This is a genomic window from Leucobacter sp. PH1c (assembly GCF_000633415.1).
Lineage (GTDB): Bacteria > Actinomycetota > Actinomycetes > Actinomycetales > Microbacteriaceae > Leucobacter.
On sequence record NZ_AYMV01000021.1, the window covers coordinates 88261 to 102608 of the forward strand.

A 14348-nucleotide genomic window follows, 5' to 3' on the forward strand; every position below is an offset into this window, starting at 1 on the left:
CCGGGGCGGGGCGGGCTCCTCGGCCGGGGCTCCTCGGCTGGGGAGCCCCGCAGAGCTCCCCTGCCGAGCTCCCCGGCGCCGCGCTAGTCGCGCGCGCCGGGGAGCTCGACCGCGGCCGTGAGCGGCCGGCCCTCGCGGAGCAGCCGGCGCTTCGTGAAGCGCCAGCTCACGCCCAGCGCGATGAACCACACGGGCGTGAAGAGCAGCGGCAGACGGGTGTCGTCCGCGAGGAAGAGCGTGACGAGGATGAACGCGAAGAACGCGAGCACCACCCACGGCACCACGCGGGGGAGCGGCGTGCGGAACGCCGAGGAGGCGTGGCGCTCCGGGTGCTTCCGCAGATACATGATGAAGGAGATCGCGATCATGCTCCAGATGAAGAGGATGAACGTCGACGCGACGGAGGTGACGAACGTGAACGCCTCGATCACGCTGTCGCCGAGGAGCAGGATCGGGACCGCGGAGAACACGAACACCGCAGAGAAGAACACGGCCCGCCGGGGCACGCCGCGCGAATCGGTGAGCGCGAAGCGGCTCGGGGCGTGGCCGTCGTGAGCGAGCGCGTGCATCATGCGGGTGCCCGAGTAGAAGCCCGAGTTCGCGCTCGACGCCGCCGAGATCAGCACCACCAGATTGATCGCGAACGCGGCCGCCGTGAAGCCCGCATAGGCAAACGTCGTGACGAACGGGCTCTGATCTGGATCGAGCCGATCCCACGGGGTGATCGCCATGATCACCGTGAGCGCGCCGATGTAGAAGATCAGCACGCGCACCACGATCGAGTTGATCGCGCGGGGGAGGTTACGGTTCGGATCCTTCGTCTCGGCCGCGGCCGTGCCGACGAGCTCGACGCCGATGAAGGAGAAGATGCCGAGCTGGAAGCCGAGCAGGAACCCGCTCGCGCCGAAGGGGAAGAGCCCGCCGTGGTCCCAGAGGTGGGCGAGCGATGCGCGAGTGCCGGTGTCCGGGTTCTCGAACCCGGTCACGAGGAGCACGATGCCCGTCGCGATGAGTGCCAGGATCGCGATGATCTTCACGAGCGAGAACCAGAACTCGAACTCGCCGAAGAAGCGCACCGGCTGCAGATTCAGGATCGTGAGCACGGCCGCGGTGATGAGCGCGGGCAGCCACGGCGGGACCGCGGCGTTGATGTAGGAGACGTAGCTCGTGATCGCGATGATGTCGGCCACGCAGATCACCACCCAGGTGATCCAGTAGGTCCAGGAGACGAAGTACCCGGCCCACGGTCCAATGAGATCTTTCGCGATGTCGCCGAAGGTCTTGTAGTTGAGGTTCGAGAGCAGGAGCTCGCCGAGCGCGCGCATGAGGAGGAACATCATGCAGCCGATCACGGCGTAGATGAAGAGCACGGAGGGGCCCGTGAGGCTGATCACCTTGCCCGACCCGAGGAAGAGTCCCGTGCCGATGGCGCCGCCGATGGCGATCAGCTGGAGGTGCCGGTTGGTGAGGCCGCGCTGCAGTTCCTCGTGCGCGCCCGGAGCGGTGCCGCTCATGTGTTCTCCCATCCCGAAGGTAGGTTTCCGATTGTAGCCATCTGTGCGCGTTCTGCGCGTTCTGCGGAATCCGCGGGTTCTGCGCCCGCGCGCGTGCCCCGTGCGCCGGGGCCCCGCGCGGGCGGGCGCCGGTCCGCCCGTTTACGCGGAGAACTCCGCAATCTCGGTGATTCCGGTGGGAACCGGTCCGAGATTGCGGAGTTCTCCGAGAATTCGTGCACGCACCACGCGAGCGAGCACGACGAGCGCGCGACTAGTCCTGGCTGTCCGGGAGCGCGATCGCAGCGGTGAGCGGCCGGCCCTCGCGCAGCAGCTTCCGCTTGCGCAGCTGCCACAGCACCGCGAGGAGGAGGAACCACAGGGGCGTCGCGAGGAACGGCGGGCGGGTGTCCTCGCCGTAGAGCAGCGTGCCCGCGATGAACGCGAAGAACACGAGCACGCCCCAGGGCATGATCCGGGAGAGTGGCATCTTGAAGCCCGAGCTCGCGTGACGCTCGGGGAAGCGCTTCCGGTAGACGATGTAGCTCACGACGATCGATCCCCAGGTAAAGAGGATCATGGTCGCGCACATGGATGACACGAAGGTGAACGCCGCGACGACGCCGTCGCCCGCGAAGAGGAGCGGGATCGCGGCAAAGAGGAACACGCTCGTGAAGAACACGGAGCGGCGGGGCACGCCGCGCGAATCGGTGAGCGAGAACGACTTCGGAGCGTGACCGTCCTTCGAGAGCCCGAAGAGCATGCGCGTGCCCGAGTACAGGCCGCCGTTCGCGCTCGACGCGGCCGAGGTGAGCACGACGAGCTGGATCGCCGCCGCCGCGAGGCCGAAACCGGCGAGCGCGAGGGTCGTCACGAACGGGCTCTTGTCCGCCTCGATCTGGTTCCACGGGGTGACGCTCATGATGATCGCGAGGGCGCCCACGTAGAAGATCAGGATGCGCAGCACGATCGAGTTGATCGCCTTGGGGAGGGTCTTGCGGGGGTTCTCGGTCTCGGCGGCCGCGGTTCCGACCATCTCCACGCCGATGAAGGAGAAGATGCCCATCTGGAAGCCGAGCACGAAGCCGCTCGCACCCATCGGGAACATGCCGCCGTGCTCCCACAGGTTCGCGAACGACGCCTGCGTGCCCTCGGGGCTCGTGAAGCCGGTGAGCACGAGGACGAGACCCACCGCGATGAGGCTGAGGATCGCGACGATCTTGAGGATCGCGAACCAGAACTCGGTCTCGCCGAAGTACTTCACGGGCTGCAGGTTCAGGATCAGCAGCACGCCGGCCGTGATGAGCGCGGGCAGCCAGCTCGGGATCTCTGGGTTGAACCACTGCACGTACGCCGTGATCGCGATGATGTCGGCCACACAGGCGATCACCCACGAGAACCAGTAGTTCCAGGACACGAAGAAGCCTGCCCACGGGCCGAGCATGTCCTTCGCGATGTCGCCAAAGGTGTGGTAGTTCAGGTTCGACAGCAGCAGCTCGCCCAGCGCCCGCATGATGAAGAAGACGAAGAAGCCGATCACCATGTACACGAAGATGATCGCCGGCCCGGACACGCTGATGAGCTTGCCTGAGCCGAGGAACAGCCCCGTGCCGATCGCTCCGCCGATGGCGATGAGCTGCAGGTGGCGGTTCTTCAAACCGCGCTGCATCTCACCGCTCGCTGAGCTGGGTGCTGTTGTGGACATGACACTCCCTTGTGTGGGTTTCAGTTCGCGCCAGGGTGCGGCGCAGGTATTCGAAGGGTGACCAGGTGATTGTAGTGGGCGCTACGCCACGACCCTGAACGTGGCGAGCGCGGGATCCGCTGCGCCGCGGACGTAGCCCGAGGGGGCTGCGCCCGTGGCGCGGAGGAAATCGACGACCTCGGCGCTCAGGATCTCGCCCGGGAGCACGTTCGGCACTCCGGGCGGGTACGCGGCGAGGGAATCCGCGGAGATCCGGCCGACCGCCTGGTCGAACGGCACCATCTCGACGGGGCTGTAGAACGCCTCGCCGAGGCCCATTGCGCGCTCGCAGGGCGCAGGCAGCACGATGGGCCGCTCGGGCTCGATCGCCGCCTCCGGGAGCGCCTGCAGCGCGTTCCAGAAGCGGTCGACATCGACGGGGGAGATCGCGCCGACGAGGAGGAGGAGCGCCGAGGGGGTGGAGAGCTCCGCGTAGATCTTGTGGTCGCGCAGCAGCTGGTAGTGCGCGTCGCTGCCGGTGATGCCGGCGCCGCGCGTGTCGATGAGGACCTTGAACGGGTCGTTCGTGACGGCGTCGGGGCTCGCGAGGATGTCCGGGGTCGCGTCGCGGAAGCGGCGATCGGCGCGCACGCGGCCGCGGATCTCCTCGGCCGTCGCGAGCGCGCGCTCCACGAGCTCGGGGCGCGTGATGATGTTCTTCCGCGCCTCGTCGAGGGAGGCGAGGAGGAGTGCGCTGCAGCTCGTCGACTGGTGCGAGCGCACCACGCGGTCGACGAGCGGGGCGAGCGCCTCGGCGAAGGGGCCGTGGCCGAGGTGGAGCATCGCCGACTGGGTGAGCGAGCCGACGGCCTTGTGCGTGCTCGACACGACGAGGTCGGCGCCGAGGCGTGCGGCGTTCGTGGGGAGCTGCGGGTGCAGGCCGAAGTGTGAGCCCCACGACTCGTCGACGATGAGCGGAACGCTGTGCGCGTGCGCGACCTTCGAGATCGCCGCGATGTCCGCGACGGCGCCGAAGTAGCTGGGGGAGACGATGTAGACGGCGGCGCTCGCGGGGTTCTCGGCGAGCACGGACTCGACCTGCTCTGCGGTGACGCCGTGGGCGGATCCGAGCCCGGTGTCGACGTAGCCCGTGACGAAGTGGGGGGTGAGCCCGACGTGCGTCATACCGTCGATGACGCTCGAGTGCACGCTGCGCTGCACGACGAGCTCGGTGCCGAGGCCGCGCACGACCGTCGTGGCCACGTGGTTGCCGCCCGAGGCGCCGTTCGTGATGAACCACGTGCGGCTCGCGCCCCACGCTTCGGCCGCGAGCTCCTGGGCGCGCATGAGCGGGGTCACGCGTCCCGGGGTCACGAGGCGCCAGGTCTCCTGGTCGACGCCGCTGAAGAGCATGGGGAAGTCGACCGAGAGGGCCGCCTCGCCGACGAGGTTCGCGACGCCGGGGGCGTTCTCGGGGTTCGCCTGGTGGCCCGGTACGTGCAGGCGCTGCCAGTCGTGCCCGGCCAGCGACCGGATCGCATCCGCGTACGGGGTCTCGTGCTGGTGCGCGGGAACGGTGACCATGGCCCCTGCGGAGGGCACGGCTGCGGCGGTGGAGGCGGAAACGGTCTGCATGCCTCCCAGGTTAGGAAGAATGCCACCCCTGCGGAATATCAGGTTTTCGCGCGTGGTGGCATAGTCTCTATTCCATGTTGACGCTGCAGCAGTTCCGCGTTCTCCTTGCGATCCGGGAGCACGGGAGCCTCACGAAGGCCGCCGACGCCCTGCAGTACGGGGTGCCGACGGTGACGCACCACCTCCGCGCGCTCGAGGGGCACCTCCGGGTGCGGCTCGTCGAGCGGGATCGGCGGGGCGCGCACCTCACCCCGCTCGGCGCGGCGTTCGCGGCCGACATCGCGCCCGTGCTAACCCGGATCGAGCGTGCCGAGCGCTCGCTCGCCGATCAGCGCGACGCGGGCGTCGTGACGCTGCGCGTCGGCACGTTCTCCTCGATCGGCGCGCGGCTCATGCCGGCCGCGATCGCGCAGCTGCAGCAGCGCACCTCCGTGCGGGTCGAGGTGGTGGAGGCGGAGCCGACCGAGGTGCTCCGCCTGCTCCGCGGAGGCGAGGTGCACGCCGGGCTGATCTACGACGTCTCGGACGAGCTCGCGCTCGCCGTGCCCGACATCGAGCGCACCACTCTCCTGTCCGAGCCCTACCGCGTCATGGTGGCGCGCAGCGGCCCGCTCGGGGAACGCGAAGAGCTCGACTTCGCCGACCTCGCGGAGACGCCCTGGGTGTGCAGCCGCAACCCCGACGAGGCCACGGACCGCGTGCTCCGCCGCGTCTACCACTCGCTCGGCCTGCCGGTGCGCGAGGTGATGCGCACCGACGACCTCACGATGATCCACGGGCTCGTCGCGGAGGGGCTCGGTTGCGCGCTCACGACCGCGGCCGCGGTCGACGCCGACTTCGACGTGGTGCTGCGCCCGGCGGTGCAGGATCTGGGGGAGCGTCGGGTGGCGTTCGTCACGCGGCGCGGCGCGGTGCCCCCGGCGGTGCGGTGGCTCGGCGAAATCCTGCGCCGGCTCGCCGCGGAGCGCGTGGCCCGCTGAGTCGCGACGCGCTCGCGTGTCTGCTTCCGCCCTCGCGCCCGTCCCGCTCCCGCGCCCCGTCCCCTCGGAGAAATCTCGGATCTCGGAGATTTCGAGGGTGCAGCGTCCGAGATTCGAGATTTCTCCGTGTGAATCTGCGTGAGCCCGTGTGATTCTGCGTGAGCCCGTGTGAATCTGCGTGGCCCCGTGTGAATCTGCGTGAGCCCGTGTGAACCCGAGAGAGCACGCGCGGGACGCGGGGAGCGACCCGGATGGCCGCAGACACCGCCCCGCCCCGCGCCCGTCTCAGCCGCGCGGGGCGAGGCAGGCCGCCACGAGCACCGCGGCGGCGGGATCCAGCCGCGACACGTCATAGCGCATCGCGGGGTCGTGCAGGCCGGGCTGCACATCGGCGCCGACCGCGAGCATCGCGGCCTGCAAGGCGGGGCGGTGCAGCGTGTAGCAGTGGAAGTCGTCCGAGCCCGAGGTCACGGCCCGCGGCGCGAGGGCGGCCTCGCCCGCTACCTCGCGGATCGCGCTCGCCAGCCGGGCCTCCGCCTCCTCGCCCACGATCGCGGCGGGCACGTAGTCCTCCTCGGCGAGCGCGATCTCGACGCCGTACCGCAGCTCGAGCGCTCGCGCGATGCGGCTCACCCCGTCGCGCAGCACCGTCATCACCGGGTTCGTCTGCGCGCGCAGGTCGATCCCGAACGAGGCGGAGCCGGGGATCACGTTGAGGTTCCCCGATCCGGCACGCAGTTCCGTGAACTTCGCCGAGGCGGGAACCTGCGGGTCGACCGTCAGCCCGGCAAGCATGCTCGCGAACTCCGCAGCGACCTCGATCGCATTGACCCCCTGATGGGGGCGAGCGCCGTGATGATCGGCGCCCGCGATCCGGCCTCGCACGAAGCAGCAGGAGCCGTGCGAGATCGCGGGGGCGAAGCGCGGTGCGGGGAGCTCGGAGCCGGGGCGGAGGTGCACGCCGAACAGGGTGTCGAGCCGATCGGCCACCCCGAGGGCTGCGACCGAGGCCGCCCCGTTGCCCTGCTCCTCCGCGGGCTGGAAGATGGCGCGCACCCCGTGGGGCAGCGCGTCGCTCCGCTCGGCGAGGCGCAGCACGGTCTCGGCGACGATCGCGAGGTTCGCATCGTGCCCGCAGGAGTGCGCGAGGATCGTGCCCTCGGGCGTCTCGTGCACGAGCGCGTCGAGGTCGCCGCGCAGCCCGACGACGGGCTCGCCGGGCCCCACGTCGACCGTGAAACCGGGGAACTCGTCGAAGGGACGGGGATCAAGGCCGGCCTCCCGGAACAGCTCGGCGAGGTACGCGGACGTGCCGTGCTCCTGCCAGCTGGGCTCCGGGTGGGCGGCGAGGTGCTCGCGGATCCGGACGATCCGCGGCACCTCGGTGCGGGGCTCGATCACGCCGGCACGCCCCAGATGGCGCCCGCGACGAGCGCGAGGGCCGCGACGACGAGCCAGACCGCGATGAGCTTCCAGATGAACTTCACCCACAGCTCGTACGGGATCCGCGCGACCGCGAGGTAGCCCATGAGCGCCCCGGAGGTGGGGATGATCGAGTTCGTGATCGCATCACCGTACTGGAATGCGAGCACGGCGACCTGGCGGTCGATCCCGAGCAGATCGGAGAGGGGCACCATGAGCGGCATCGTGGTCGCGGCCATGCCGCTTCCGGACGGGATGAAGAAGTTCAGGATCGCCTGGAACACGAACATGCCGAGCACGGTGAGCGTCGGCGGCCAGTGCGAGATGCCGTCGGCGATGAAGTTGACGATCGTGTCGAGCGTCTGCCCGTCCTGCATCACGACGAGGATCGCGCGGGCGAAGCCCACGACGAGCGCGCCGAACACGACCGCGCGCATGCCCTCGACGAGGTTCGTGAAGGAGCCGTTGATGCCGAGCCCGCCGATGATGCCGGAGAGCATCGCGACGATGAAGAAGTTCGCGGCGAGCTGGTCGAGGAACCAGCCCCAGTTGAAGACGCCGTACATGTTCACGGCGATGCCGAGCGCGAGCAGGATCAGGACGATGCTGCGGCGGGCGGTGAGCGGCGGGATCTCCTCGCTCACGGCGTACTCGGTCGAGCCCACGCCGCCGATGCGGCCGTAGAGGATCGAGGTCTCGGGGTGCTTCTTGATCCGCGCGGCGTAGCGCATCACGTAGAAGATCGCGAAGGCGAGGATCGGGATGTAGACCGCGGTGCGGAACCAGATGCCGGAGAAGAGGGGCACCTCGGCGATGCCCTGGGCGACGCCGACGGTGAACGGGTTCATCATGCCGCCGATGAAGCCGGAGGCCGCGCCGATGGCGACCATCGCGGTGCCCACGATCGCGTCGTAGCCGAGGGACAGCGCGATGCCGATCCCGATCGGCACGAAGATGATGCACTCCTCTGCCATGCCGGTGGTGAAGCCGAGCACCGAGAACACGATCATGACGAGCGGGATGATGAAGCGCTCGCTCGAGCCGATCTTCTGCACGAGCCGGTTGATGCCCGCGTCGATCGCGCCGGTCGCGCGGATTACGCCGAACGCGCCGCCGACGAGGAAGATGTAGAACACGATCTGCGCGGCCGCCTGCATGCCGCGCGGGATCGCGGTGAAGATGTCGAAGGGCGCCATGTGCGTCTTCGCGATCGTGTCGAAGGTGCCCGGCACGACCATCATGCGGCCGTCGACATCGACGCGCTCGAACTCGCCCGAGGGGATGACGTAGGACAGCACCCCGACGAGGATCACGATCGACAGGATGATCGCGTAGGTGTGGGGGATCGAGAGGCGGTCGCGCAGGCGGCGCTTCGGGGGTTCGGTGATCGTGGTCATTCGACGATCAGCTCCTTCGCTGAGACGGTGAGGCGGTCGAGCGCCGCGGGATCGAGGGTGACGCCGAGACCGGGGCGGTCGGTGATGTCGACGTAGGGGAGGGGGAAGTGGAGATCGCCGGGCTCGTCGGAGAACGCGACGGGGCCGGAGAGCTCCGTGGAGACGATGTTCGGGTGGGCGAGCGCGAGGTGGTAGCCCGCCGCCGAGGAGACGCTCGTCTCGAGCATGGAGCCGATCTGCACGGCGAGGCCGCCGAGTGCGGCCTGCGTGGCGAGGCGCTGGCAGGGCAGGATCCCGCCCGACTTCATGAGCTTGAGGTTGACCATGTCGACGGACTCGTCGCGGATCAGGCGTGCGAGATCGCCCGTGGTGATGACGGCCTCGTCGGCCATGATCACGGCGCTCGTGTGCGGGCGGAGGCGGCGGAAGCCGTCGAGGTCGTCCGCGGCGATGGGCTGCTCGATCCAGTCGATGTCGTATGGCTCGATCGCGGCGATCATGCGGCGCGCGGTGGACACGTCCTGCCAGCCCTGGTTCGCGTCGACGCGGATGCGGATCCCGGGGCCGACGGCCTGACGCACGGCGGCGACGCTCGCGATGTCCTGCGCCGTGTCGGTGCCGAGCTTCATCTTGAGGTGGGTGAAGCCGTCCGCGATCGCGGTGCGCGCCTGGGCGGCCACCTCCGCGGGCGGGAGGATGCTGAGCACCTTCGCGATCATGGGCTGCTCGGGCTTGCGGCCGCCGAGCAAGGCGTGGACGGGGAGCCCGGCGTGCTTGCCGAGCAGGTCCCAGCAGGCGATGTCGAGCGCGGCCTTCGCGGCCCCGTTCGCGACGAGCGCCGTGTTCATGCGCTCGTGGACCTGGTTCAGGTTGCGCGGGTCGGTCTCGCGGAGCGCGGGGAGGAGATGCTGCGTGAGCGCCGCGACGACGGACTCGACCGTCTCGCCCGTCACGTGCTCGTCGGGGACCGCCTCGCCGATGCCCTCCAGGCCGGTGTCGGTGCGGAGCGTCACGATGACGCTCGGCATCACGTCGTAGCGCGCGTAGGAGACGATGAACGGTACCTTCAGCGGTGCCTCGATCACTCGGATGTCGGCGCTGACAATTCTCATATCGGGAAAACCCACCTCGTCATTGATTGTGTCGTTTGAGTGTCGGTAATACGAGAGAGTAGGGGGCCGCGCGCGTCACTGTCAAAGCGAGGGGCACCCCGATCTCGCTGATGCGCTCCAGAGGGGATCTGGTGCGGGCGAAGAAACACGGGGACGGAGGCGGCGGGGAGCCGCGTCACGCGCCCGAGCCGCGGGCGTGGAACGAGGTGCGCGCGGCGCTCGGATCCGCGGAGCCCGCATGGGCCCGCTGCTGCCGGGCCGCCGCCTCGAGCGCGGGCTCGAGCCCGTACACGGTGCGCGGGCGCCCGGCATCGAGCGGTTGCTCCTGCCCCGCCACCACGAGGGCGCCCGCGTCGAGCAGTTTGCGCACGGCGCGCTCGGCGGTGCGCGGCGAAGTCTGGCTCGCAGCGGCCCACTCGGCGGCGGTGAAGGGGTGGAAATTGCGGCCGCCGAGGAAGGCGAGCAGTCGGGTGACGGATCGCGCCTGCATCCCCGCGCGGGCAGCGAGCTCCACGAGCCACGGCTCGGTGTGCCGCGCCTCCTCCGCCGGTTCGGACGCGCCCAGGATTCCCTGGATCCGGGCGTCCTCATCGACGAGGAATGCGGCAGTGCCGGGCTCGGCGATCGCGCGCCGGAGCGCCTGGAGCGCCCGATCCTCCGCCTCGTAGAGGTGCCGGCCCACGCCGACGCCGAGCGCGATGCCGGGTGGGGTGTCGGTGCCGGTGCCGGTGTCGTGCGCGTCCCCGCGCTCCCTGGCGAGCGTGCGCCCGAGCTCCGGGAGCCGGGCGTCGAGCTCGCCCCGCGTCGTGTAGAACATGTCGAGCCCGTCCCGCTGCCAGGCGGCGAGGCGGTGCTGCACGGGCGTCGCGAAGCGCGCGAGTTCCTCCCCGAGCCGCGCGCGCAGCTCGGCGGCGGGGGATCCTGCCTCCGCCGGCGCCGTCGTGGTGAGCGTGACGACCGCGAGCAGCGCACCCTCGAGCCGCTGCACGGACACACGCTGCTGCGCGGTGCGGATCAGGTCGACGTCGTGCTGGATCGAGTCGATCATGAACATCGCCGGCCGGCCCGCCGCGACGAGCCGGTCGTACACGGCGTGCACACTCGTGATCGCGAGCCGGGCACCCGCGCGCTCCGCGCGGTCCTCGTGGAAGCGCACGATCTCGCCCACGTCGACCGGGCGGGAGAAACGCGAGCCGTAGACCCAGCGGTAGTCGGTCACCTGCGCCGGATCGAGCCGGATCCCCGTGTCGCGCGCGACGGCGGCGGCCACGTCGGGGTTCGGCATGTCGATCGAGATCTCGGGAATCGTGAGGCCTGGCGGGGTCGTGGTCGCCGCGAGGAGCGAGGCCACGAGCGTGTAGTCGGAGAATCGGCCGACGAGGACTGGCGTATCGCTGTCGAGCTCGCGCGCGCGGTGGTAGTGCGAGATGGTGCCCGAGAAGCAGACGGCGTCGTTCTCGGCGAGCGCGCGCGAGTACTGCTCGGTCGTGTCGTGCGGGTCGCTGTAGGGGTAGCAGCGCAGCGCGACGCCGGGCACCTGCGCATCAGCACCCGTGAGGCGGGCCACCGAGTGCGCCGAGCCGATGAATCCAATGCGCACGGTCACAGGAGTAGCTTGGCACAGGCCGCCCGCGCTCGGGCTCCGCGTTCGAGTGCGGCGAGCGCTCTGCCCCTCAGGCCTGCGGCCTTTCCGTCTTCCCGGCCAGGTGCGCTCGACCCCTCCCACTTCTCGGAGAAATCTCAATTCTCGGAGGAAATTCCCGTTCTGGCTCCGATGTTTCGGATTTCTCCGAGAAATGGGGCGCGAAACCGGTGCCGCGTGCTCGCCGTGTGTCGCTGTACAGCGCCTCTGGGGAATGCTCCCGAGTACCCAGCCCGCGATTTCTGCAGGAGAAATCCGAAATCTCGGAGGCCGTCCCGGAGAAAACTCCGAGATATCGGATTTCTCCGTGAGATTCGAAGGGGCCGTGGGGTTTGAAAGCTCAGAGGGATGTGAAGGGGTCGCGGAGTCCGAGCGCGTTGCGGGACCGAAGTCTCGGCGGTCGGTGCGGGCGCCCGCACCGCCCGCGATCAGCCCCCGGGGGTCGTGCCCCGCGCCGCGTCTGCGAGGCCCAAGCCGGCGAGCGTCGCCCGCACCGAGGCCTGCGCCTCCTCCGCTGTGATCTGCCCCGTGAGCCAGCGCCCCGAGAGCCCCTCGACCAGCGCGGTGAGCGCAAGCGCTCTGTCGGCAGAGCCCGCCGCGGCGTCGCCCGCCGCTGCGGCAGCTCTCGCTGCGTCGCCCGCCGCCGCGGCCACGAGCTCTCGGACATCGCGCTGCCAGTCGGCGGTGGAGCGGGCCACGGCCGCGGCGCGATCCCGATCGAAGACCGCGGCGGCGCGCAGCTCGTTCCATGCCGTGGAGCCCGCGCGGATCTCCTCCTCCTCGCCGAACTCCGAGCAGAGCAGGGCCTCGAGCCGCGCGGCGGGGGTGCGCGCGTGCGGCACGGCGTCGGCCCGGCGAGTGGCGCTCGCGGTCACCTCGTCGAGCGCCGCCTGCAGCAGCCCGTCGCGGTCGCCGAAATGGTAGGGGAGCAGGCCGATCGAGACGCCGGCCTCGCGCGCCACGTCGCTCATACGGAAACCCGCGAGCCCGTTGCGGGCGATCACCGCCGTGCAGGCGGACAGGATGCGTTCGCGCGCGCCCTCCGACATGTGTTGCTCCTTCCTGGGCTCGCGCCCCGCTCGGCGACTCGCATCGGCGGCGCGCCCCGCTCGGCGGCGCGCCCCGCTCGGCGGCGCGCCCCGCTCGGCGGCGCGACTCGCATCGGCGGCGCGCCCCGCGCGGCGGGCTTGACACCGCGCCCCGCAGAACTGAAACTGTTTTCAGACTACCGGATCGGAACAGGAACGAGGAAGTGCATGAGCGACCCGACCGAGAAATTTGAGCTGATCGAGGCGACGATCGAGGATGTGCTCGGCGCCTTCGCGCGCGGGGAGATCACGAGCGTCTGGCTCACGGAGCGCTACCTCGCCCGCGCCGCGGCCTACGATCAGGGCCCCGAGGGGCTCCACGCGATCGTCGTGGCGAACCCGCACGCGCTCGCCGCAGCCGAGGAGTCGGATCGGCGCTGGGCGGCCGGCACCGCCCGCCCGCTGGAGGGCGTGCCGTTCACGGTGAAGGACTCGTACATGGTCGCGGGCCTCACGGTGGCGTCGGGCTCGCCCGCGTTCGAGCACCTCGTCGCGCAGTGGGACGCGTTCTCGGTCGAGCAGCTGCTCGAGGCGGGCGCCGTGCTCGTCGGGAAGACGAACATGCCGCCCATGGCCGACGGTGGGATGCAGCGCGGCGTGTACGGCCGCGCCGAGAGCCCCTACAACCGCGACTACCTCGCGGCCGCGTACGCGTCGGGCTCCTCGAACGGATCGGGCGCCTCGACCGCGGCGAACCTTGCCGTGTTCGGCATGGGCGAGGAGACGGTCTCGTCCGGCCGCAGCCCCGCGTCGAACAACGGGCTGTGCGCCTACACGCCGAGCTGGGGCGTGCTCTCGATCCGCGGCAACTGGCCGCTCTTCCCCGCGCGCGACGTCGTCGTGCCGCACACGCGCACCATGCCGGACATGCTGCGCCTCCTCGACGTGCTCGTGCAGGACGACGCGAACACTCGCGGCGACTTCTGGCGCGCCCAGAGTGTGGTCGAGCTGCCGAAGCCGAGCGCGCACCGGCCCGAGAGCTACCTCGACGTGGCCGACCCCGAGGCGCTGCGCGGCAAGCGCTTCGCGGTGCCCGCGATGTACCTCGGCGAGGACCCGAACTTCCCGATCGCGGTGCGGCCGAGCGTGCTCGAGCGCTTCGCCGAAGCCCGCGCCCGCCTCGAGGCGCTCGGCGCCGAGCTCGTGGTGACGGGCTTCCCGCTCATCGAGCAGTACGAGGGCGACCGGCCCGGCCAGGAGAACGTCGCGGCGCTCGGCGTGCTCCCGGACGGGTGGATGGACACTGAGTTCTCCGACTTCCTCGCCTTCGGCTGGGACGATTTCCTGCGCGCCAACGGCGACCCGGCGATCCCGAACCTCGGCGTCGTCGATCCGGATCAGATCTTCCCGCAGCCCGAGGGCACGCTCCCGGACCGCTACGAGGAGGTCGAGGACTACCCGAACCGCTACCGGGCCACGGTCGCGCTCGCGCAGACGCCCGGGGGAGTGCCGGATCCGCGCCAGCGCGCCGACTTCGCGGATGGCCTCCGCGCGCTCGTGCAGCTGCGCGAGGACCTCTTCGAGCGCTGGCTGCGCGAGGAAGGCTTCGACGGGGTCGTGTTCCCGGCGAACGCCGATGTGGGGCGCGAGGACGCGGAGCGGGATCCCGCAGCGGCGGACCACGCGTGGTCGAACGGCGTGTTCTTCTCGAACGGCAACTACGCGCTGCGCCACCTGGGGATCCCCACGGTGACGGTGCCGATGGGGCTGATGTCCGATATCGGGATGCCCATCGGGCTCACCTTCGCGGGCGCCGCGTACTCCGATCCCACGCTGCTCGGCTACGCCGCCGCCTTCGAGGCGCCGGGTACCATGCGCGTTGCGCCGGCGTCGGCTCCCGCGCTCCCCGAGGATCGCCCCGCGTCCTAGCGGGGAACGACGCAGGGGCGGGATCC

10 protein-coding genes are annotated in these 14348 nt (G+C 70.4%); 2 read left to right on the top strand and 8 right to left on the bottom strand.

Annotation, left to right across the window (positions count from 1 at the left end):
- Window positions 1-83 precede the first annotated feature (83 nt).
- The 3 genes from U874_RS0107965 to U874_RS0107975 all read right to left on the bottom strand — a co-directional run bounded on the left by U874_RS0107965 (window position 84) and on the right by U874_RS0107975 (window position 4812).
- A complete protein-coding gene (locus U874_RS0107965) occupies window positions 84-1514 on the bottom strand; it encodes an amino acid permease (RefSeq protein ID WP_025134010.1) in 1431 nt (476 codons plus the stop codon).
- A 253-nt stretch (window positions 1515-1767) separates the two neighbouring features.
- Window positions 1768-3198 carry an amino acid permease gene (locus U874_RS0107970; RefSeq protein ID WP_036058008.1) on the bottom strand — a complete coding sequence of 477 codons (1431 nt, stop codon included), beginning with the start codon at window positions 3196-3198 and terminating at the stop codon, window positions 1768-1770.
- An 81-nt stretch (window positions 3199-3279) separates the two neighbouring features.
- The gene (locus tag U874_RS0107975; RefSeq protein WP_025134012.1) at window positions 3280-4812 is read right to left on the bottom strand and encodes an aminotransferase class I/II-fold pyridoxal phosphate-dependent enzyme; all 1533 of its coding nucleotides are present in this window, start codon (window positions 4810-4812) and stop codon (window positions 3280-3282) included.
- 74 nt (window positions 4813-4886) lie between these two features.
- On the opposite strand from U874_RS0107975, the gene U874_RS0107980 reads away from it, so the two are divergent.
- Window positions 4887-5792, top strand: coding sequence for a LysR family transcriptional regulator (locus U874_RS0107980; protein ID WP_025134013.1), 906 nt, complete (start codon window positions 4887-4889; stop codon window positions 5790-5792).
- Window positions 5793-6077: 285 nt separating this feature from the next.
- Here U874_RS0107980 and U874_RS0107985 read toward each other — a convergent pair whose 3' ends face one another.
- From U874_RS0107985 to U874_RS0108005, 5 genes are all read right to left on the bottom strand, one after another.
- Window positions 6078-7193 (bottom strand): amidohydrolase, encoded by a 1116-nt coding sequence (locus U874_RS0107985; RefSeq protein ID WP_025134014.1) that lies wholly within the window; start codon window positions 7191-7193, stop codon window positions 6078-6080.
- The gene (locus U874_RS0107990) at window positions 7190-8611 is read right to left on the bottom strand and encodes a YfcC family protein (RefSeq protein WP_025134015.1); all 1422 of its coding nucleotides are present in this window, start codon (window positions 8609-8611) and stop codon (window positions 7190-7192) included. The genes U874_RS0107985 and U874_RS0107990 overlap by 4 nt, the downstream gene beginning before the upstream one ends.
- Window positions 8608-9723 carry a mandelate racemase/muconate lactonizing enzyme family protein gene (locus U874_RS0107995; protein WP_025134016.1) on the bottom strand — a complete coding sequence of 372 codons (1116 nt, stop codon included), beginning with the start codon at window positions 9721-9723 and terminating at the stop codon, window positions 8608-8610. The genes U874_RS0107990 and U874_RS0107995 overlap by 4 nt, the downstream gene beginning before the upstream one ends.
- A gap of 175 nt (window positions 9724-9898) precedes the next feature.
- Window positions 9899-11329 carry a hypothetical protein gene (locus tag U874_RS0108000; RefSeq protein ID WP_025134017.1) on the bottom strand — a complete coding sequence of 477 codons (1431 nt, stop codon included), beginning with the start codon at window positions 11327-11329 and terminating at the stop codon, window positions 9899-9901.
- Window positions 11330-11793: 464 nt separating this feature from the next.
- The gene (locus U874_RS0108005) at window positions 11794-12414 is read right to left on the bottom strand and encodes a TetR/AcrR family transcriptional regulator (RefSeq protein ID WP_025134018.1); all 621 of its coding nucleotides are present in this window, start codon (window positions 12412-12414) and stop codon (window positions 11794-11796) included.
- Between the two features lie 207 nt (window positions 12415-12621).
- Here U874_RS0108005 and U874_RS0108010 point away from each other — a divergent pair, with 207 nt between their 5' ends.
- Window positions 12622-14322 (top strand): amidase, encoded by a 1701-nt coding sequence (locus tag U874_RS0108010; RefSeq protein ID WP_025134019.1) that lies wholly within the window; start codon window positions 12622-12624, stop codon window positions 14320-14322.
- The last annotated feature ends 26 nt before the right edge of the window (window positions 14323-14348 follow it).

What these genes read in the sequence shown, in the direction of transcription:
- U874_RS0107990 (WP_025134015.1), bottom strand. Translation starts at nt 8,611, where the DNA reads ATGACCACGATCACCGAACCCCCGAAGCGCCGCCTGCGCGACCGCCTC.
- U874_RS0107980 (WP_025134013.1), top strand. Translation starts at nt 4,887, where the DNA reads ATGTTGACGCTGCAGCAGTTCCGCGTTCTCCTTGCGATCCGGGAGCAC.
- U874_RS0107970 (WP_036058008.1), bottom strand. Translation starts at nt 3,198, where the DNA reads ATGTCCACAACAGCACCCAGCTCAGCGAGCGGTGAGATGCAGCGCGGT.
- U874_RS0107995 (WP_025134016.1), bottom strand. Translation starts at nt 9,723, where the DNA reads ATGAGAATTGTCAGCGCCGACATCCGAGTGATCGAGGCACCGCTGAAG.
- U874_RS0107965 (WP_025134010.1), bottom strand. Translation starts at nt 1,514, where the DNA reads ATGAGCGGCACCGCTCCGGGCGCGCACGAGGAACTGCAGCGCGGCCTC.
- U874_RS0108010 (WP_025134019.1), top strand. Translation starts at nt 12,622, where the DNA reads ATGAGCGACCCGACCGAGAAATTTGAGCTGATCGAGGCGACGATCGAG.
- U874_RS0107975 (WP_025134012.1), bottom strand. Translation starts at nt 4,812, where the DNA reads ATGCAGACCGTTTCCGCCTCCACCGCCGCAGCCGTGCCCTCCGCAGGG.
- U874_RS0108005 (WP_025134018.1), bottom strand. Translation starts at nt 12,414, where the DNA reads ATGTCGGAGGGCGCGCGCGAACGCATCCTGTCCGCCTGCACGGCGGTG.